At 72.3% G+C, this 18,134-nt stretch carries 17 protein-coding genes; 5 read left to right on the forward strand and 12 right to left on the reverse strand.

Annotated elements, in window-relative coordinates; translation table 11 throughout:
• Positions 1 to 5 precede the first annotated feature (5 nt).
• The 3 genes from paoC to paoA are packed head-to-tail and all read right to left on the reverse strand — an operon-like array spanning position 6 to position 3,834.
• Positions 6 to 2,213 carry an aldehyde oxidoreductase molybdenum-binding subunit PaoC gene (gene paoC, locus ASF45_RS13140; RefSeq protein ID WP_056662647.1) on the reverse strand — a complete coding sequence of 736 codons (2,208 nt, stop codon included), beginning with the start codon at positions 2,211 to 2,213 and terminating at the stop codon, positions 6 to 8.
• Complete coding sequence (locus ASF45_RS13145; RefSeq protein ID WP_056662651.1) at positions 2,210 to 3,166, reverse strand: xanthine dehydrogenase family protein subunit M; 957 nt, start codon at positions 3,164 to 3,166, stop codon at positions 2,210 to 2,212. Before ASF45_RS13145 ends, paoC begins: the two co-directional genes overlap by 4 nt.
• Entirely contained in the window at positions 3,163 to 3,834 is a 672-nt protein-coding gene (paoA, locus tag ASF45_RS13150) for an aldehyde dehydrogenase iron-sulfur subunit PaoA (RefSeq protein WP_056662653.1), read from the reverse strand. The genes ASF45_RS13145 and paoA overlap by 4 nt, the downstream gene beginning before the upstream one ends.
• 196 nt (positions 3,835 to 4,030) lie before the next feature.
• On the opposite strand from paoA, the gene ASF45_RS13155 reads away from it, so the two are divergent.
• Both ASF45_RS13155 and ASF45_RS13160 read left to right on the forward strand, forming a co-directional pair.
• Positions 4,031 to 5,008 carry a DnaJ C-terminal domain-containing protein gene (locus ASF45_RS13155; protein WP_056662658.1) on the forward strand — a complete coding sequence of 326 codons (978 nt, stop codon included), beginning with the start codon at positions 4,031 to 4,033 and terminating at the stop codon, positions 5,006 to 5,008.
• A 2-nt stretch (positions 5,009 to 5,010) separates the two neighbouring features.
• Positions 5,011 to 5,331 (forward strand): chaperone modulator CbpM, encoded by a 321-nt coding sequence (locus tag ASF45_RS13160; protein ID WP_056662660.1) that lies wholly within the window; start codon positions 5,011 to 5,013, stop codon positions 5,329 to 5,331.
• An 11-nt stretch (positions 5,332 to 5,342) separates the two neighbouring features.
• On the opposite strand, the gene ASF45_RS13165 is transcribed toward ASF45_RS13160, so the two are convergent.
• From ASF45_RS13165 to ASF45_RS13195, 7 genes are all read right to left on the reverse strand, one after another.
• Complete coding sequence (locus ASF45_RS13165) at positions 5,343 to 5,909, reverse strand: 2'-5' RNA ligase family protein (protein ID WP_056662662.1); 567 nt, start codon at positions 5,907 to 5,909, stop codon at positions 5,343 to 5,345.
• Positions 5,910 to 5,990: 81 nt separating this feature from the next.
• Positions 5,991 to 6,773: a GntR family transcriptional regulator gene (locus tag ASF45_RS13170; RefSeq protein WP_056662665.1), complete on the reverse strand. Its 783-nt coding sequence runs from the start codon at positions 6,771 to 6,773 to the stop codon at positions 5,991 to 5,993.
• 25 nt (positions 6,774 to 6,798) lie between these two features.
• Positions 6,799 to 7,656 (reverse strand): oxaloacetate decarboxylase, encoded by an 858-nt coding sequence (locus tag ASF45_RS13175; protein WP_056662668.1) that lies wholly within the window; start codon positions 7,654 to 7,656, stop codon positions 6,799 to 6,801.
• The gene (locus tag ASF45_RS13180; protein ID WP_056662669.1) at positions 7,653 to 8,177 is read right to left on the reverse strand and encodes a 3-isopropylmalate dehydratase; all 525 of its coding nucleotides are present in this window, start codon (positions 8,175 to 8,177) and stop codon (positions 7,653 to 7,655) included. The genes ASF45_RS13175 and ASF45_RS13180 overlap by 4 nt, the downstream gene beginning before the upstream one ends.
• Positions 8,174 to 9,445, reverse strand: coding sequence for a 3-isopropylmalate dehydratase large subunit (locus ASF45_RS13185; RefSeq protein ID WP_369802128.1), 1,272 nt, complete (start codon positions 9,443 to 9,445; stop codon positions 8,174 to 8,176). The genes ASF45_RS13180 and ASF45_RS13185 overlap by 4 nt, the downstream gene beginning before the upstream one ends.
• Before the next feature lie 5 nt (positions 9,446 to 9,450).
• Complete coding sequence (locus ASF45_RS13190; protein WP_056662675.1) at positions 9,451 to 10,422, reverse strand: tripartite tricarboxylate transporter substrate binding protein; 972 nt, start codon at positions 10,420 to 10,422, stop codon at positions 9,451 to 9,453.
• Positions 10,423 to 10,524: 102 nt separating this feature from the next.
• Positions 10,525 to 10,992, reverse strand: coding sequence for a CopD family protein (locus ASF45_RS13195; RefSeq protein WP_056662679.1), 468 nt, complete (start codon positions 10,990 to 10,992; stop codon positions 10,525 to 10,527).
• Positions 10,993 to 11,107: 115 nt separating this feature from the next.
• Here ASF45_RS13195 and ASF45_RS13200 point away from each other — a divergent pair, with 115 nt between their 5' ends.
• The 3 genes from ASF45_RS13200 to ASF45_RS13210 are packed head-to-tail and all read left to right on the forward strand — an operon-like array spanning position 11,108 to position 14,062.
• On the forward strand, positions 11,108 to 12,187 hold the full coding sequence (locus tag ASF45_RS13200; RefSeq protein WP_056662681.1) for a S1C family serine protease: 1,080 nt from the start codon (positions 11,108 to 11,110) through the stop codon (positions 12,185 to 12,187).
• A gap of 2 nt (positions 12,188 to 12,189) precedes the next feature.
• Positions 12,190 to 13,176, forward strand: a complete 987-nt coding sequence (locus ASF45_RS13205) for a tripartite tricarboxylate transporter substrate binding protein (protein ID WP_056663306.1) — start codon at positions 12,190 to 12,192, stop codon at positions 13,174 to 13,176.
• Positions 13,177 to 13,204: 28 nt separating this feature from the next.
• A complete protein-coding gene (locus tag ASF45_RS13210) occupies positions 13,205 to 14,062 on the forward strand; it encodes an alpha/beta hydrolase (protein WP_056662684.1) in 858 nt (285 codons plus the stop codon).
• Between the two features lie 3 nt (positions 14,063 to 14,065).
• Here the strand turns inward: ASF45_RS13210 and ASF45_RS13215 are convergent, their stop codons facing one another.
• The gene (locus tag ASF45_RS13215; protein WP_063887660.1) at positions 14,066 to 15,394 is read right to left on the reverse strand and encodes a virulence factor family protein; all 1,329 of its coding nucleotides are present in this window, start codon (positions 15,392 to 15,394) and stop codon (positions 14,066 to 14,068) included.
• Positions 15,391 to 18,033, reverse strand: a complete 2,643-nt coding sequence (gene mprF, locus ASF45_RS13220) for a bifunctional lysylphosphatidylglycerol flippase/synthetase MprF (protein ID WP_056662689.1) — start codon at positions 18,031 to 18,033, stop codon at positions 15,391 to 15,393. Before mprF ends, ASF45_RS13215 begins: the two co-directional genes overlap by 4 nt.
• Between the last annotated feature and the right edge of the window lie 101 nt (positions 18,034 to 18,134).

An 18,134-nucleotide genomic window follows, 5' to 3' on the forward strand; every position in this document is an offset into this window, starting at 1 on the left:
CGGCACTACACCGGCACGTGGGCCAGCAGCTTGTCCAGCGTGACCGGATAGTCGCGCACGCGCACGCCGGTCGCGTTGTAGATGGCGTTGGCCACCGCCGCGCCCACGCCGCAGATGCCCAGCTCGCCCACGCCCTTGGCCTTGAGCGGCGTGGACATGGGGTCGACCTCGTCCAGGAACACCACCTCCTGGTGCGGGATGTCGGCGTGCACGGGCACCTCGTAGCCGGCCAGGTCGTGGTTCACGAAGAAGCCGCGGCGCGTGTCCACGGCCAGATCTTCCATGAGCGCAGCACCCACGCCCATGGTCATCGCGCCGATCACCTGGCTGCGCGCCGTCTTGGGGTTCAGGATGCGGCCGGCCGCGCAGACCGCCAGCATGCGGCGCACGCGGATCTCGCAGCTGGCCACGTCCACGCCGACCTCGACGAAGTGCGCGCCGAAGGTCGATTGCTGGGCCTTCTCGGAAAACTCCTTGGGATACTCGATCTTGTCCTCGGCCACGAGCTCGCGGTCGGCCGAGGCCTGCGCGAGCGCCATGCTGCGCTCGCCCACGCGCACCTGGCCGTTCTCGAACTGCGCCTGTGCCGGGTCCAGGCCCAGCCGCTCGGCCACCTGCCGGCGCAGCGCCATGCAGGCCGCGTAGACGCCGGCCGTCGAGTTGGCCGCGCCCCATTGCCCACCCGAACCGCAGGACACGGGCAGCAGCGAGTCGCCCAGCCGCACCGTGACGCGCTCCAGCGGCAGGCCCAGGGTCTCGGCCGCGGTCTGCGCGATGATGGTGTAGCTGCCGGTGCCGATGTCGGTCATGTCGGTGTCCACCGTGAGCATGCCCTTGGTGTCCAGCCGCACGCGCGCGGCCGAGGTCTGCAGCAGGTTGTTGCGCAAGGCCGCGGCCACGCCCAGGCCGATGCGCCAGCGGCCCTCGCGCTGCTGGCCGGGCCGGCTCTGGCGTGCGGCCCAGCCGAAGCGCTCGGCACCCAGCTGCAGGCAGCGCGTGAGCTGGCGCTGCGTGAACGGCCGTTCGGGCTTCTCGGGGTCGACCTGCGTGTCGTTGAGGATGCGGAACGCAATCGGGTCCATGCCCAGCCGCTCGGCCATCTCGTCCATGGCCACTTCCAGCGCCATCAGGCCGGGCGCCTCGCCGGGCGCGCGCATGGCATTGCCCTCGGGCAGGTCCAGCACCGCGAGCTTCATGGCCGTCATGCGGTGGGCGCCGGCGTAGAGCAGCCGGGTCTGGTTGACGGCGGTCTCGGGGCCGCCGCCGGGCAGGTCGCCCGACCAGCTTTCGTGCGCGATGGCCGTGAGCTTGCCGTCCTTGCCGGCGCCCAGGCGGATGCGCTGGATGGTGGCCGGCCGGTGCGTGGTGTTGTTGGCGATCAGCGGGCGCTGCAGCGCGACCTTCACCGGCCGTTTGGCGGCGCGCGCACCGAGCGCGGCCAGCACGGCATCGGCCCGCACGAACAGCTTGCCGCCGAAGCCGCCGCCGACGAAGGTGGAGATCAGCCGCACCTTGTCCTTGGGCATGGCGAGCGTGCGTGCGAGGTCGCTGGCACCCCAGTCGATCATCTGGTTGGCGGTCCACACGGTGAGGGCGCCGTCGTCGTTCCAGACGGCCAGCGTGGCGTGCGGCTCCATCATCGCGTGCGATTGGTCGGGCGTGGTGTAGGTGCAGTCCAGCTGCACGGGCGCGGCGGCGTAGGCGCCCTCGAAATCGCCCACACTGGTTTCCACGGGACCGGTGTTCTCGTTCGGCTCGGGTGGCTTGGCCCCATCCTTGGCGCGGGACAGGTCGTAGGCGCCGCGGGTGCTCTCGTAGCGCACCTGCACCAGCGCGGCCGCGGCGCGGGCCTGCTCGAAGGTCTGCGCCACCACCAGCGCCACGGCCTGGTGGTAGTGGTCGATCTGCGGCCCGCCCAGCAGCTTGGCGGTGTTCATCTTGCCCTTGCCCAGCTTGCCCGCATTGCGCGCCGTGACCACGGCCAGCACGCCGGGGGCCGCGCTGGCCGCGCGGGTGTCCATGGCGGCGATGCGGCCCTTGGCGATGCCGGCGCCCACGACCACGCCATAGGCGGTGTCGGGCAGCTCGTGGTGCTCGTAGGCGTAGGGCGCGGTGCCGGTGGTCTTGAAGGGGCCGTCGATGCGGTTGAGGGGCTTGCCGACCAGCTTCAACTGGTCGATCGGGTTGGTGGTGGCGGGGGCGTCGAATTTCATGTGGTTCTCCCGGTCTCCTGCAGCACGTCGGACAGCACGCGCGTGACCAGCAGGGGCTTGAAGGCGTTGTGGTCGGTGGTGCGCGCGCCGGCCAGCAGCTGCGCCGTGAAGGCTTCGGCGCCGTTCGGCAGCACGGGTTCGGCCGCTTCCATGCGCCAGGGCTTGTGCGCCACGCCGCCCAGCGCCACGCGGCCGCGGCCGTCGCGCTGCACGATGGCGGCCACCGAGACCAGCGCGAAGGCGTAGGAGGCGCGGTCGCGCACCTTGCGGTATTCGTGGCGGCCGCCGACCGGGGGCGGCAGCGTCACGGCCGTGATGAGCTCGCCGGCTTCCAGCGCGGTCTCGCGCTGTGGCGTGTTGCCGGGCAGGCGGTGGAAGTCGGCGATCGGGATGCTGCGCGTGGCGCCGTCGGGCCGCACGGTTTGCACCGTTGCGTCGAGTACACGCATGGCCACGGCCATGTCGCTCGGGTGCGTGGCGATGCAGGCGCTGCTGGTGCCCACGATGGCGTGCTGGCGGTTGATGCCGTCCAGCGCTGCGCAGCCGCTGTCGGGCTTGCGCTTGTTGCAGGCCTGGGCGGTGTCGTAGAAGTAGGGGCAGCGCGTGCGCTGCAGCAGGTTGCCGGCCGTGGTGGCCTTGTTGCGCAGCTGGCCCGAGGCGCCGGACAGCAGGGCGCGCGAGAGCACGGCGTAGTCCTTGCGCACGCGTGCATCGGCCGCCAGGTCGGTGTTGCGCACGAGCGCGCCGATGCGCAGGCCGCCGTCCGGTGCCGGCTCGATGCGGTCCAGCGCCAGGCCGTTCACGTCGACCAGGTGGGGCGGCGTCTCGATCTGCAGCTTCATGAGGTCCACGAGGTTGGTGCCGCCTGCGATGAAGCGGGCGCCCGGTGTGCGCGCCGCGGCGGCGGCGGCCTCGGCCGGCGTGCGGGCACGCTCGAAGGTGAAGGCCTTCATGCCGCACCTCCCGCCACTTCCGAGATGGCCTCGACGATGTTGGAGTAGGCGCCGCAGCGGCAGATGTTGCCGCTCATGCGTTCGCGCAGCTCCTGGGCCGAGAGCAATGGCTTGGCATTGAGGTCGGCGCTGACGTGGCTCGGAATGCCGGCACGCACCTCGTCGATCACCGCCACGGCCGAGCAGATCTGCCCCGGCGTGCAGTAGCCGCACTGGTAGCCGTCGTGCTTGACGAAGGCGGCCTGCATGGGGTGCAGCTGTTGCGGATGGCCGAGCCCCTCGATCGTGGTCACACTGCCGCCCTCGTGCAGCACGGCGAGCGACAGGCAGGCATTGATGCGTCGGCCGTCGGCGATGACGGTGCAGGCGCCGCACTGGCCGTGGTCACAGCCCTTCTTGCTGCCGTTCAGGTGCAACTGCTCGCGCAGCAGGTCCAGCAGCGTGGTGCGGGTGTCGATCTCGACAGTGTGGCGCTGGCCGTTGACGGTCAGCGTGAGGCGGTGCAGCGGCATGGGGTCGGGGGCGGGGCGGATGGCGGGAGGCGGGGCGGCCTCGGCTGCGCCGGCGCCGGTCGCGGCCGCGCTGGCCGCGCTGGCCAGCAACAGGTTGCGGCGCGTGAGCGCGAGGTCGCAGGCCGCGCCGGTGGCGCAGGGGTCGGGTGTGTGCATCGTGGGCTCCTGTCGCACGCGGGATCGGCGCACGGTCGTTGTGAACTGCAAGCCTGGGCCAGCGCCGCCGGGCGTGCAGCAGGCGGGCAGGGCGCCCGCGCGTAGGCAGTGGCCGACGGCCGATGGCCGCCACTGCCGCTTGCATTCGGCGCGCGAAGCCCCCACATTGACGGCAGACCTTCTTCACGAGAGCGCCATGGAATTCAAGGATTACTACAGTGCCTTGGGCGTGCCGAAGACCGCGACGGACGACGAGGTCCGCAAGTCCTACCGCAAGCTCGCCCGCAAGTACCACCCCGACGTCAGCAAGGAAGCCGACGCGGAGCAGCGCATGCGCGAGCTCAACGAGGCCTACGACGTGTTGCGCGACAAGGACAAGCGTGCCGCCTACGATGCGCTGGCCGCGCGCGTGGCCAGCGGCCAACACGCCGGCGCGGGCGGCGCCGGCTTCACGCCCCCACCCGGCTGGGACCAGGGCTTCGAGTTCAGCCGCAGCGGCGGCGGGCCGGCCGACGACGCCGACTTCAGCGACTTCTTCTCCTCGCTGTTCGGCGCCGCGCAGCGGCGCCAGGCCGGCCGGCAGCAGCCGCGCATGCGCGGCGAGGACCAGCATGCCGCGATCGAGATCGACGTGGCCACGGCCTTCCGTGGCGGCGAGCGCCAACTGCAGCTGCGCGCGCTGGAACTCGACGCCCAGGGCGAGCCGCAGCTGGTGCAGCGCACCTTGCAGGTGCGCATTCCCGCGGGCGTGCGGCCCGGCCAGTTCATCCGGCTTGCGGGCCAGGGCCTGCCGGGCCACGGTGGCGAGCCGGCGGGCGACCTGTTCCTGGAGGTGCGCATCGCGCCCGATGCGCGCTGGCGCGTCGAAGGCCATGACCTCACCATGCGCCTGCCCGTGACGCCCAGCGAGGCTGCGCTGGGCGCCCAGGTGCGCGTGCCGCTGCCGGCCGGCGGCGAGGTGGAGGTTTCGGTGCCGCCGAACTCGCGCAGCGGCCGCAAGCTGCGGCTCAAGGAGCGCGGCTTCGCGGGCAAGACACCCGGCCATCTGTACCTGGAACTGGAGATCGCGCTGCCGCCGGCCGACTCCGCCGCCGCGCGCGCGGCCTACGAGGCGCTGGCCCGGGCCGCGGCCGGCTTCGACCCGCGCGCCCAACTGACCACCACGGGAGCCTGAACATGCAGATCCGTCAGACCACGGTGTCCGTCGTGCAGTGCGTGCCGGTGGACGAAGACCATCCGCTGCGCGCCGAGGAGATCGCGCGTGCCGCGGGCGACCGGCTCGAATGGGTTCTGGAGCTCGTCGAGGCCGGCGTGATCGCGCCGACCGCGCCCGGCGCGCCGCGCGCGCAATGGGCCTTCCACGGCGAGGCGCTGCGCGGCGCGCTGGAGGCGCGGCGCCTGCAGCGCGACTTCGGCGTGGGCGTGGACGCGGCCGCGCTGATCATCGAACTGCAGCGTGAGGTGCGGCGGCTGCGCGGGCTGCTGGGCCGGGCGTAGCGCCGGCGGCCTCACAGCAGCGCGAGCTGCTGGCACGCGGGCAGCGGCTGCAGTGGCCAGCGAGCGATCACTTCGTAGGCATAGGGCTCGCCGCCGCCCTCGACGAGCAGCAGTTCCTCCAGCGTCCACGGAATGGGCGTGATCTTCTGGGTGCCCAGGGCCATGGGTGCGTCGTCGCTGACCGTGACATGCGGCGTGTGGCCGCCGGGGCTGGCCAGCCCCTCCTGCGCCAGGCCCTCGCGCACCGCTGCCAGCAGGGCCGCGAAGCCGGCAGGTTCGCCCTTGGCGCGGAATGCCCAATGGATACGTTCGCGGCGGCCGGGCGTGCTGTGGTCCACGCCCTGGATGCGGTTGAGCAGCAGGGTACAGGCGCTGGCGCGCACGCTGTCGCCCGCCCGCTGCAAGGGCTTCGCCAGGTCGCGTCCCTCGAAGAAGCGGTCCGACAGCGTCTGATGCCAGGTGCCGGGTGGGGAAAGGCTGTCGCCGAGCCGCTCGCGCAACTGCCAGTACGCGAGGCTGTGCTGCATCGCGGCGCGCACCGTGGGCGAGGGCTGGGCCATGAACAGCAGGCGGGACATGCTGGCGACTGTCGTCGAAGCCGGAGCTGCTGGTGCAAGGCGCTGCGAATGCCCACTGCGGGGCCGTGCGTTTCCGGGGCGTCAGCCCGCCGCCTCCGGCGGCCGGTCGTTCTCGATCCAAACCTTGGTCGCGCCGCCCACGCGCGAGAGCTGCATGTGGTACTCGTAGCGTGTGGGGTGGTAGAGACCGGTCAGGAACTGCACGGGCCGGCCATCCCGGTCGAAGGCCACGCGCGCCACGCGCAGCAGCGGCGTGCCGGGCGGCACGCGCAGGGCCTGCGCCACATGCAGATCGGCCAGTGCCGCGCCCAGGGTCTGCTCGGCCGATTCCACCTGCACGCCGTGCTGCTCCAGCGCCACCAGCATCGGGATGTCCTGCAGCGTGGCCCGGTCGACCGCGTCGGCCAGGTCGGGCGGCAGGAACACCTCGGTGTAGGCGATGGGCTGGCCCTTGAACTTGCGCACGCGCACGACCTTGAGCACGCGGCTGCCGGGCGCCACACGCAGCGCCTCGGCCGCGTGCGAGGGGGCCGGCAGCAGGCGCCGCTCCAGCACCGTCACGCGCGTGCGCCGGCCCATGTTGACGATGTTGTCCAGCAGGCCGCCGCGCAGCCGCAGGTGCCTGGGCGGTTCGGCCTGCGTGGCCGGCAGCGTGCCCTTGCCGCGCAGGCGCACGACCAGGCCTTCCTCCTCGAGCCGGGCCAGCGCGGAACGCACGGTCACGCGCGCCACGCCGAATTCCTCGGCCAGCTGGCGTTCGCCGGGCAGCGGCAGGCCGCGCTCGTAGACGCCGGTCTTCAGGCGTTCGCGCAGCACCAGCCGGACCTGGTGGAAGCGCGGCAGCGGCGTGTCGTCGGTGCGCATTGGGCCACTGTACGCGGCCGCAAGCTCACTCGTATTCCTTCCCCGCAGCCAGCATCTCGGGCGTGCCGATGAGCTGGTTGAGCTGGTCGAACTGCAGCATCTGCGGCCACCAGGGTTCGGTCGTGCCGTGCTGGCGCAGGCTGGCCAGGTAGCCCTGCAGCGCGAAGCTCAGCGCACGCACCGTGCCGCCCGGGAAGATCGCGATGCGGTAGCCCAGGGCTTGCAGTTCGGCCGCGGGCAGGATGGGCGTCTTGCCGCCTTCGACCATGTTGGCCAGCATGGGCGCGCGCGGGGCCAGGCGCGTCAAGGCCGTGGCCATGTCGGCCGGCGTGCGCAGGGCTTCGACGAACAGCACATCGGCGCCGGCGTCGGCATAGCGGTCCATGCGGTCCAGCGCGGCGTCCAGGCCCTCGACGGCGACCGCGTCGGTGCGGGCCACGACCAGCGTGTCGGCGCTGCGGCGCGCGTCCACGGCGGCGCGGATCTTGCCGGCCATCTCGGCCGCGGGGACCAGGGTCTTGCCGTCCAGGTGGCCGCAGCGCTTGGGGCTGGTCTGGTCTTCGAGCTGGATGGCGCTGGCGCCCGCGCGTTCGAGCAGGCGCACGGTGCGCTGCACATTCAGTGCGTTGCCGAAGCCGGTGTCGGCGTCGACGACCAGGTGCAGGTCCACGCGCTCGCGGATGCTGCCCGTCACGTGCGCGACGTCGTCGAGCGACAGCAGGCCGATGTCGGGCCGGCCGAAGCGCGTGTAGGCGATGGACGCGCCCGAGAGGTAGGCGGCGTCGAAGCCGGCCTGCGCCACGAGCAGCGCAGAGAAGGCGTCGTAGACGCCGGGGGCCGTGACGATGTCCGGCGATTGCAGCCGGTTCTTCAAGGTGGTCATGTCGTGGGGGCGGCGCGCTGCGCGGCCAGGCGGTGGGCGAGATGGGGCACCAGGCCGCCGGCGCGGACCATGGCGATCAGATGGACGGGCGGCGCCACGCAGGCCAGCACGCGGCCGCTGCGGTGGTCGTGCACGGTGGCGCTGTCCAGGTCGCAGGCCACGGGTGCGCCGGGCGCGACCGTGGGCGCCTGGTCGCAGACCAGCAGCGGCAGGCCCAGGTTGAAGGCGTTGCGGTAGAAGATGCCCGAGAACGACTGCGCGACCACGCAGGCGATGCCCATGTGGCGCAGCACCTCGGCCGCCTGCTCGCGCGAGGAGCCGGCGCCGAAGTTGCGGCCCGCGAACAGGATGTCGCCAGGGCGGACCTCGGCCGCGAAGCGTGGTTCGACGGACTCCAGGCAGTGCCGGGCGATCTCGGCGATCGGCAGCTTCATGTAGCGGCCCGGCGCGAGCAGGTCGGTGTTGAGGTCGTCGCTGAACAGCCAGGCCTGGCCGGTGGCGGGGTGGAATGGTGTATTCATGCCAGCATGTCCCGTGGGTCGGCCACGCGGCCGGCGACGGCCGAGGCCGCGACGGTCCAGGGCGAGCCCAGGTAGATCTGCGCCTGGGCCGAGCCCATGCGGCCCTTGAAATTGCGCGCCGTGGTGCTGATGGCCACGGTGTCGTCGCCGAAGGTGTGGGCGCCGTAGCCGGCGCAGGCGCCGCAGCCGGTGGGCAGCAGTTCGGCACCGGCATCGGTCAGCGCGCCCAGCACGCCCTCGGCGGCCGCCTGCTGCTGGTCCTGCAGGCTGGCCGGCGCCACGAGCAGGCGCACGCCGCGCGCGACCTTGCGCCCGCGCAGCACCTGGGCCGCCATGCGCAGGTCTTCCAGCTTGGCGCCGGTGCAGGCGCCCACGTAGGCGAGATTGATGGCGGTGCTGGCCAGCGCGTCCACGTCGTGGCCGCGCGTGGGGCTGTGCGGCTCGGCCACCTGGGGCGGCAGCCGGTCGGCCTCGAAGCGGTGCTCGGCCAGCACGGGCGCGCCCGCGTCGCTGTGCCAGGGTGCGATGTCCACATCGCCGGCGCCGGCCTGCGCGAGCCAGGCCTGCGTGGTCGCGTCGGGCGCCACCAGGCCGGCCTGGCCGCCGAGCTCGGCCGTCATGTTGGCCAGCGTCATGCGCTCCTGCATGGGCAGGGCCGCGACGGCGCTGCCCGCGTACTCCACGGCCTGGTACTGGCCGCCCTCCATGCCGAAGCGCCGGCACAGGTAGAGCATCATGTCCTTGGCCGAGACGCCGGCGGCGAGCCGCCCGTCCCACACCATGCGGATGGTGTGCGGCACCTGCAGCCAGATCTCGCCCGTCACGAGCACGCCCAGCATGTCGGTGGCGCCCACGCCGAACATGTAGGCGCCGAAGGCCCCGCCCGTGGGCGAATGGCTGTCGCCGCCCACGGCGAACATGCCGGGGCGCAGGTAGCCCTTCTGCGGCACGACCACGTGGCAGATGCCCTCCATGTCGTGGAAGCGAGCCACGCCGGCCTCGCGCACCCAGTCGCGGGCGATCTGCACGATGGCCTGGCTGTCGGCGTCGTAGGCGGGCACATAGTGGTCGGTCACGACCACCACCTTGTCGGGGTCCCAGACCTTGGCGCCGAGCTTTTCCAGCATCGGCTTGACGCGGCGCGGGCCGCCCGAGTCGTGCATCATGGCCAGGTCGACCCGGCAGGTCACGGTCTCGCCCGGCGTCACCTGCGGCAGGCCGGCGGCGCGTGCCACCAGCTTTTGCGCCAGCGTCTGCGGTGCGGTCATGGTGTTCATTCGACCGTGGCGCCCGAGGCCTTGATGATCTTCGCCCAGTCCTGCACGTCCTGCGCCACGAACTTCGCGAACGCGTCGGGCGTCATGTCGACGGCGCTGGCGGCCTCGGTGTGCATGCGCTCCTGGTAGGCGGGCGACTCGACAGCCTTCTTGACGGCGGCGTACAGGCGGTCGGTCGTCTCCTTGGGCATCTTTGCAGGGCCGAACAGGCCGAACCAGGCCTGGGACTCGAAGCCCTTGACCGTCTGCGTCAGCGGCGGCACGCCCGGGAACTGCGGCAGCGCCTCGCGGCTGCTCACGCCCAGCAGCTGGATGGCGCCGGTCTTCTGGTGCGGCAGCACGTTGACGGTGCTGGCGAACATCAGGTCCACGGTGCCGGCCAGCACGTCGGCTAGCGCCGGGCCCGTGCCCTTGTACGGCACGTTCACGATGTCGGTGCCCGTCACCATCTTGAACTGCTCGCTGGCCAGGTGCAGCGAGGAGCCCTGCGCGCCGATCGCGAAGTTCAGCTTGCCGGGGTTCTTCTTCGCATACGCGATCAGGCCGGCGGTGTCGGAGAACGGCAGGCCCTTGCGCGCGATCAGCACGCTCGGCACCTTGGCGACCATGGTGATGGGCGTGAAGTCCTTGACCGGGTCGAAGCCCAGGTTCTTGTACAGCGTGGCGTTGATGGTGTGGCCCGTGAAGCTCATGAGCAGCGTGTTGCCGTCGGCCGGGGCCTTGGCGACGAAGCTGGCCGCGATGTTGCCGCCGGCGCCGGCGCGGTTCTCGACGATGACGGGCTGGCCCAGCGTGTCGCCCACCATGCGGCCGATCACGCGGGCCAGCGTGTCGGTGGTGCCGCCGGCCGGGCTGCCGACGACGATGGTGATGGGACGGCCCTGGGCGGTGGCCGGGAAGGGGGTGGTGGCCATGGCGGCCAGCAGCAGCGCGGCCAGGCTGGCGCGGCGCGTGGGCAGGGAAGGCATGTTGTCTCCGGGTCTGTGGGGAATGCCCGCATGCTAGGCATGCGAGGCCCGGGACTCAATGGAACCTGCTGGTCCTGTCGTGCGGACCAGCGTGCGCCGGGATCAGACCGCCCGGCCCACCAATGCCACCGCGAACACCAGCGTGCCCAATGCCAGGTTCAGCGCCACCAGCTGGCGTACCGTACCCAACTGCGCGCCGGCCTGCGGCCACTGCTTGTCGGCCACGGCACGGCGCATGCGCGGGAACACGCGGCCGCGGATGAAGCCGTAGACCACCGTCATCACGAGCGCCAGCGTGAACATGGCGTGGATGCGCCAGTGCGCGCCGCGGAAGCCGCCGATGGCCATGAACATGGCCAGGCCGCTGATCCACAGCGCGGCCAGCGCCACGTCCACGCCGCGCAGGAAGCGGCCCAGCGCCGCCGCCATGAAGGGCAGCCGCAAGGGCGGCTCCAGCACGGCCGCCGCGGCCGGCCGCACGGCCAGGTGCATGGTGGCCATGCCACCGACCCAGAAGGCGGCGCTGGCCAGGTGCACGAAGAGGAGGAAGGCGTAGATCGTGGGGTTCATGCGGCGATGATCGCGCATGCGCCGCGGCTGCCCGTGGCACCTGCCGTTTCGCGCACGGGGGGCAGGGCCATCGGGCCCAGTACCATCCCCGGCTGTCGTTTGCCCGAGGATCTCCATGGCGCTGTTTCGCCGTCTTCCTGGTCTGTTCCTGTGCATGGCGCTGGCCGTGCCCGTGTTCGCCCGCACCGAGGCCGCGCCGCGCCCCGTCACGCCGCGCGGCCCGCTGGGGGCCGACGAGCAGAACAACATCACCGTGTTCAAGGCGGCCTCGCCCTCGGTGGTCAACATCACCTCGCTGGGCCTGGAGCGCGAGCTGTTCTCGCGCAATGTGCAGCAGGTGCCGCAGGGCACGGGCACGGGCTTCGTCTGGGACGCACAGGGCCACATCGTCACCAACTTCCATGTGATCCAGGGCGCCAGCGGCGCGCGCGTGACGCTGGCCGACCAGAGCCACTACGCGGCCAAGCTGGTCGGCGTGTTCCCCGACCGCGACCTGGCCGTGCTTCGGATCGAGGCGCCGGCCGGCCAGCTGCGCCCGCTGCCGATCGGCAGCAGCGCCGACCTGCAGGTGGGCCAGTCGGTCTACGCCATCGGCAACCCCTTCGGCCTGGACCAGACGCTGACCACCGGCATCGTGAGCGCGCTGAACCGCGAGATCGAATCCGTCACGCGGCGCACCATCCGCGGCGCGATCCAGACCGACGCGGCCATCAACCCGGGCAACTCGGGCGGGCCGTTGCTCGATTCGGCCGGCCGCCTGGTCGGTGTCAACACCGCCATCTACAGCCCTTCGGGCGCCAGCGCCGGCATCGGCTTCTCGATCCCGGTGGACGAGGTCAACCGCATCGTGCCGCGGCTGATCCGCGACGGCCGCTTCGTGCGGCCGGCGCTGGGCGTGGCCTATGCCGCCGAGCCCTTCAACCGCGCGCTGGGCCTGCCGCGTGGCGTGGCCATCCTGCGCGTGCAGCCGGGCAGTCCGGCCGCACAGGCCGGCCTGCGTGCGTTCACGCGCGGCGAGCGCGGCATCCACGCGGGCGACGTGATCACCGCCATCGACGGCGAGGCCGTGGCCAGCGCCGACGATGTGCTGAATGCGCTGGAGCGGCGCCAGGCCGGCGAACGTGTCGAGATCACGCTGTGGCGCGCCGGCAGCACGCGCAAGGAGCGTGTCACGCTGGTGGCCTCCGAGGAATGAACATGCAGCCCTTGCTCTCTGCCTGGACCCGCCGCGCCGCGTTGCTGGCGCTGGGCACCGTGCTGGCCACGACCGCCACCGCGCAGGACTGGCCGCAGCGCCCGGTGCGCATCGTGGTGCCGTTCGCGGCGGGCTCCTCGCCCGACATCCTGGCGCGCATCGTCAACGACAGGCTGGGTCCGCTGCTGGGCCAGCCGCTGGTCGTGGACAACAAGCCCGGCGCGGGCGGCAACACCGGCACCGACCTCGTGGCCAAGGCCGCGCCGGACGGCCAGACCTTCCTGCTCTCGGTCAACGCGCCGCTGGTCTACAACACGGTGCTGTTCAAGCGCCTGCCCTACGACCCCTTCACCGACCTGGTGCCGGTGTCGCTGGCCGCCACCACGCCGAACGTCTGCGTGGCCACGCCGGGCATGGGCGTGGCCTCGGTCAAGGACTGGCTGGCCGCGCTGCGGCGCAACCCGGGGCAGTACAACTTCGCCTCCACCGGCAACGGCTCGATCGCGCACCTGGGCGTGGAGCTCGTCAAGCTGCGCACGCAGTCCTTCGCGGTGCACATCCCGTACGCCTCTTCGGCCCAGGCCACCACGGCCATGCTGCAGGGCGACGTGCACTTCGCCTGCCTGCCGCCGGTGTCCGTGATGCCGCAGGTGCAGGCCGGCAAGCTGGTCGCACTGGCCGTGAGCTCGGCCGAGCGCTCGGCGCTGCTGCCTGACCTGCCCACGCTGCGCGAGGCCGGCCTGCCCGACATCCAGGCCGTGCCCTGGTTCGCCTACATGGCGCCCAGGGGCACGCCGCCGGCCGTGGTGCAGCGCATGAGCGCGGCCATCGCCGAGGTGCTCCAGGATCCAGAGACGAAGCGTCGGCTGCAGACCGCCTACTTCGACCCGGTGGGCAGCACGCCGCAGGAGCTGGCGGACTTCATGCGCAAGGAGCTGCGGCTGTGGCGGCCCGTGATCGAGCGCGCCGGCCTCAAGCCCAGCGACTGAGAATTCCCCAACAACACAAGGAGACGACATGCAAGAGAGCACGATCACCGTGACCACGCGCGACGGCATCGCGCTGCAGACCTGGCGCTGGGCGCCCGAAGGCCAGCCGCGCGCAGCCGTGCAGTTGCAGCACGGCCTGGGCGAGCATGCGGGCCGCTACCGGCGCTTCGGCGCGGCGCTGGCCGCCGCGGGCTATGTGGTCTACGCGCCGGACGGCCGTGGCTCCGGGCGCAGCGCGGCCGGTGCCTACGGCCGCTGGGGCCGCGACGGCTGGCCCGGCTGGGTCGACGACGTCTGGCAGCTCAACCAGCGCATCCGCGCCGAGCACCCGGGCCTGGCGCTGGGCCTGGTCGGCCACAGCATGGGCTCCTTCGCCACGCAGCAGTTCCTGCTGGACCATTCGGATGCTGTGCAGGCGGCCGTGCTGCTGGGCACCAGCGAGCCGGCCGGCATCGCCGCCATGCTGAGCGCCGAAGGGCCGGTGGACCTCAGTGCGCTGAACCAGGGGTTCGAACACCGCACAGGCTTCGAGTGGCTGAGCCGCGACGCGGCCGAGGTCGACGCCTACTGCGCCGACCCGGCCTGCGGCTTTGTGCCCGAGCCGTTCCGCGGCCTGGAGACGTTGGCGCGTGCGGCCGATCCGGCGGCACTGGCCCGTGTGCGCCCGGACCTGCCCATCCTGCTGCTGTCGGGCGATGCCGACCCGATCGCCGGGCCCGGCGGCGCGGCCGTGCAGCTGGTCGGCCAGCGCTACCGGGATGCCGGCGTGCGCGACGTCGAGGTCGTGCTGTATCACGAGGCGCGGCACGAACTGCTCAACGAGACCAACCGCGAGGAGGTCACGGCGCGGCTGCTGGCGTTCCTGCAGCGCAGCCTGTTGCGCTGAGCTTCAGGGCTCGGCCGCGCGCAGGATGCGCTTGGCCAGGCCGGCGTAGTCGCCGTCGAAGTGGTGGTTGCCCTTGATCGTGACCACCTGGGCCCGCGCGGGCGAGAGCTGCGGGCACAGCGAGCGCTTTTCCTCGCTGCCGTGCACGCACAGCGTGCGCGCGGCGTCCAGCTTCTGCGCCTCGGGCAGCACCGGCCTGTCGCCGCTGGGCCCCAGCCAGTTGCTGACGTGGAATTCGAACGAGGCCTTCTCGCTGGGGGCCAGCAGCACCGATAGGCGCACGGCCGCGCGCGTACGCTCGGGCAGGCGGTTCAGCGCGAAGGGCAGCACGTCGGCGCCCTGCGAGAAGCCGATCAGGATCACCTCGCTGCGCTGCCAGCGCGCCGCGTAGTAGCGCACCAGCCGGTCCAGATCGGCGGCCACGCCCTCGGGCGTGCGCTTGCTCCAGAAGTAGCGCAGCGAGTCGAAGCCGGCCACGGGCACGCCCTGGCGCGCGAGTTCGGCGGCGATGTCCTTGTCGATGTTGGCCCAGCCGCCGTCGCCCGACAGCAGCACGGCGAAGCGCTTGCCGGCGGCCTGCGTGGGCACTTCCACCACGGGCAGGTCGGCCAGCTGGGCGGGGGCGGCCTCCAGCACGGGCCGCTGCGCGGCGATCTCGGCCGCGGCGGCGTCGAAGCTGGCGCGCTGGCGCGCCTGCGGCACCTGGGCGACGAAGGCCTGGGCCGTGGCGGCGTCGCAGGCCGCAGGGCTGTTGCCCGGCGCCGCCATCCACGGGATGCCGAGCGCCACCGGCGCCATGTCCACGGCCGGTCCGGCACCGGCCACGCGCCAGCTGAGCTTGTTGACCGCGCACAGCGGCGGCTGCACCACGAGCCGCGGGCAGAAGCCGGTCGTCAGCAGCGCACCGAACGAGCCGGCCGGCGCCTGCGCGACCAGGCCGTAGGCATAGGCGGCGTAGTCGCCCGCGCCGACCACGGTGCTTTCGAAGTAGGCCGGCAGCTTGAGCATGGCCTGGATGTGGCGTGCGAGGTTCTCGAAGTCGCCGCCGGCGTAGCCGCACTTCTCCTTCTGTGCGCGCACCTTGGCCTGGTAGGCCGCCATCGAGACCTCGGCCACCATGGCACCGCCGGCCAGCAGGCGGCTGCGCATGGCCTGTTCCTGGGCAGAGGGCGTGTTGCCTTCGACCATCAGCAAGGCGAACTGGCGCACCGGCCCGCTGGGCGAATGCACCTGCACGCGCTCGAACTGGCCATGGCTGATGCTTTGCACGGGCGGCGTCTGCGCCAGCGCCGCGCCACAGGCCAGCCAGGCGAGCGTCAACGCGGATTTCATTTGGAAACCACCCCTTTCACGCCACCGCCGATCAGCGTGGCGACATCGGCCAGCACCAGCACGGGCTCCAGCCCGCCCGGCGCGGCCAGGTAGCGCGCTTCCCACACGGGCTCGAACTTGTCCTTGAAACTGTGCAGTCCGCGGAAGTTGTAGAAGCGTTCGCCGTGCTCGAACAGCAGCCGGCCGATGCGCTGCCAGCGTGGCGCCTGCCGGCGCTCGGCCATGCCGGCCATGGGCGCCATGCCCAGGCCGAAGCGCTGGTAGCCCTCGGCCTGCAGGTGCAGCATGGTCTTGGCGAACAGGTAGTCCATGGTGCCGGGCGGGGCCTCGGGCAGGTAGCGCATGAGGTCGATGCTGGCCTCTTCCTTCTGCCCCGTGACGAGCAGGTTGGCAAAGGCGATGACCTGGCCCTCGCGCCGCACCACGGCCACGGGCAGCCGGACGAGGTAGGCATCGTCGAAGCGGCCGACCGAGAAGTTCTTCTCGCGTGCGCTCTGCTTGCGCATCCAGGCGTCGGAGACGGCGCGCAGCGCGGGCAGCAGCGGCGCCACCTCGGCGGCCGGCACCACCTCGAACACCAGGCCCTCGCGCTCGCCGCGGTTCACCCCCGAGCGCAGGTTGGCGCGCTTGGCGCCCTTGAGGTTGAATTCGGGCAGCGGCACATGGGCGTACTCGCCGAGCTTGAAGGCCTGCAGTCCGCAATCGAGGAACAGCGGCAGCATGGACGGGCGCACCTGGTAGAAGGCCGACCGCCCGCCGTGGGCATTGGCATGCTCGATGAAGCGCCAGACCAGGTCGGCCCATTCCTTGCGCTCGCCGATGGGCCCGAACAGCGCGACCCAGGAGCGGCCCTGCTTGCCGTACATGATGAAGCTCTTGCCCGAGGGGGAGAACATCAGGTTCTTGTCGCCGACCAGCGCGAAGCAGCCGGCCGCGCTGGGGCTGGCGCGCACGATGGCGGCGGCGCGCTCGATCTCCTCGTCGGTGGGCGGCACCACCGCGCCGGCGGGCGGGCGCATGAGTTGCCACAGGCCGATGGCCAGCGCGCCCAGGGCCACGCCCAGCAGCGCGCGCAGCGAGCGCGGCGCCTGCGCATCGAGCTCGAACTGCCACCACAGCCGGCTGCTGTAGGCCACCTCCTGGTAGGCGAAGAACAGGATCCAGACGCAGGCCGCCAGCACACCGCCCACGGCCAGCAGCCAGCCCGGCTCCAGCCGCTGCGCGAACAGCGAGGAGGGCCGGTCGAACTGGCGGCGCGACAGCAGCAGCAGCACGGCAAGCACCGAGAGCAGGGCGGCCTCGCCCCAGGCGATGCCCTTGGGCAGGGCCAGCAGCCCGGCCACGATGGACAGCGCCAGCGCCGCCCACCAGGCCGCGTCGAGCCGGTGCAGCAGGCCGCGCGCGACCAGCAACAGGCCCAGGCCGGCCACGCTGCCCAGGAAGTGCGCCGTCTCCACCAGCGGCAGGGGCATGTGGAGCGACTCCAGCAGCAGCTGGCTGTCTTCGGTGAACGGCGTCACCCCGGAGACCAGCAGCCACAGCCCGGCCACCAGCGTCAGCGCGGCCAGCAGGCGCGGCCCCAGCCTGGCCGCGGCGCGCACGGCCGGCGCGGCGGCGCGGCCGACCTGGGCGCCCACGCCGGCCCGCAGTTCGAACCCGGCCAGGAGCGCCGTGGCCAGCACCAGCGGCAGCACGTAGTACAGCGCGCGGTACAGCAGCAGCGCGCCCAGCATGGCCTCGGTCGGCAGGTAGGGGCCGCTGGCCAGCAGCATCACGGCCTCGAACACGCCGATGCCGCCCGGCACGTGGCTCAGCAGGCTGGCGCTGATGGCGATCGCATAGAAGGCCAGGAAGGTCGGCAGCGGCAGGTCCGATGGGGGCAGCAGCACCCACAGCGCGAGCGCCGAGGCCCCGAGCTCCACGGCCGAGATCGCCAGCTGCCGCAGCGCCAGCGGAAAGGGCGGCAGGCGCAGCGTCCAGCGGCCGGCGATCTGCACCACGCGCTGGCGTGCGCACAGCCACAGCAGCACGGCCACGCCCGCCAGCAGCAGCGCGGCGGCCCCGCGCAAGACGCCGGCCGGCAGGTGCAGCAGCCGCGCCACGTCGGGCGCGCCCCACAACAGTGCGAGCGCACCGAACGCCGACATGCCGAGCAGGAAGGCGCTGGCGTTGAAGGCCACGACCTGGGCGATCTTGGCCGGTTCCACCCCCGCGGCCGCGAACAGGCGCATGCGCACGGCGCCACCGGTCAGCGTTCCGAGGCCGATGGTGTTGCCCAGCGCATAGGCGACGAACGAGGTCAGCAGCAGCATGCCGCGCGAGACCCTGGCCTGGGCATAGGCCAGGGCCGAGGCGTCGTAGCCCGACAGCGCGAGGTAGCTCGCGGCCGTGAAGGCCAACCCTGCCAGCACCTGCAGCGCAGGTGTGCCGTGCACGGCATGCATGATCTCGGCGTAGCGCACCTCGCGCAGCAGGCTGTGTAAGGCGATGCCGACGAGCAGGATCAGTACCGCCGCCGTGGTCCCGATCACCCAGGGCTGCCAGCGCTGCAGGGCGTCGCGCAGCCAGGGCGCCGGTGGTCGGGGCCCTGCCTGATGGGCGGGGTCCGGTGCTGGCGCGGTGTTCGCGGTGTTCGACATGGAATGACAAAAGCACTATAGCCACGCGGGCATCCGTCCAAGCGGGACAGAAGGCCTCATCTTCTGTGTGTCTTTGCGGCGCGCCCGGGTATGGTGCCTCC

This window comes from Pseudorhodoferax sp. Leaf265, assembly GCF_001422365.1.
GTDB lineage: Bacteria > Pseudomonadota > Gammaproteobacteria > Burkholderiales > Burkholderiaceae_C > Pseudorhodoferax.

Bases quoted from the DNA above. Each gene is read 5' to 3' on its own strand.
- paoC (WP_056662647.1), bottom strand. From the start codon at position 2,213: ATGAAATTCGACGCCCCCGCCACCACCAACCCGATCGACCAGTTGAAG.
- ASF45_RS13145 (WP_056662651.1), bottom strand. From the start codon at position 3,166: ATGAAGGCCTTCACCTTCGAGCGTGCCCGCACGCCGGCCGAGGCCGCC.
- paoA (WP_056662653.1), bottom strand. From the start codon at position 3,834: ATGCACACACCCGACCCCTGCGCCACCGGCGCGGCCTGCGACCTCGCG.
- ASF45_RS13155 (WP_056662658.1), top strand. From the start codon at position 4,031: ATGGAATTCAAGGATTACTACAGTGCCTTGGGCGTGCCGAAGACCGCG.
- ASF45_RS13160 (WP_056662660.1), top strand. From the start codon at position 5,011: ATGCAGATCCGTCAGACCACGGTGTCCGTCGTGCAGTGCGTGCCGGTG.
- ASF45_RS13165 (WP_056662662.1), bottom strand. From the start codon at position 5,909: ATGTCCCGCCTGCTGTTCATGGCCCAGCCCTCGCCCACGGTGCGCGCC.
- ASF45_RS13170 (WP_056662665.1), bottom strand. From the start codon at position 6,773: ATGCGCACCGACGACACGCCGCTGCCGCGCTTCCACCAGGTCCGGCTG.
- ASF45_RS13175 (WP_056662668.1), bottom strand. From the start codon at position 7,656: ATGACCACCTTGAAGAACCGGCTGCAATCGCCGGACATCGTCACGGCC.
- ASF45_RS13180 (WP_056662669.1), bottom strand. From the start codon at position 8,177: ATGAATACACCATTCCACCCCGCCACCGGCCAGGCCTGGCTGTTCAGC.
- ASF45_RS13185 (WP_369802128.1), bottom strand. From the start codon at position 9,445: ATGACCGCACCGCAGACGCTGGCGCAAAAGCTGGTGGCACGCGCCGCC.
- ASF45_RS13190 (WP_056662675.1), bottom strand. From the start codon at position 10,422: ATGCCTTCCCTGCCCACGCGCCGCGCCAGCCTGGCCGCGCTGCTGCTG.
- ASF45_RS13195 (WP_056662679.1), bottom strand. From the start codon at position 10,992: ATGAACCCCACGATCTACGCCTTCCTCCTCTTCGTGCACCTGGCCAGC.
- ASF45_RS13200 (WP_056662681.1), top strand. From the start codon at position 11,108: ATGGCGCTGTTTCGCCGTCTTCCTGGTCTGTTCCTGTGCATGGCGCTG.
- ASF45_RS13205 (WP_056663306.1), top strand. From the start codon at position 12,190: ATGCAGCCCTTGCTCTCTGCCTGGACCCGCCGCGCCGCGTTGCTGGCG.
- ASF45_RS13210 (WP_056662684.1), top strand. From the start codon at position 13,205: ATGCAAGAGAGCACGATCACCGTGACCACGCGCGACGGCATCGCGCTG.
- ASF45_RS13215 (WP_063887660.1), bottom strand. From the start codon at position 15,394: ATGAAATCCGCGTTGACGCTCGCCTGGCTGGCCTGTGGCGCGGCGCTG.
- mprF (WP_056662689.1), bottom strand. From the start codon at position 18,033: ATGTCGAACACCGCGAACACCGCGCCAGCACCGGACCCCGCCCATCAG.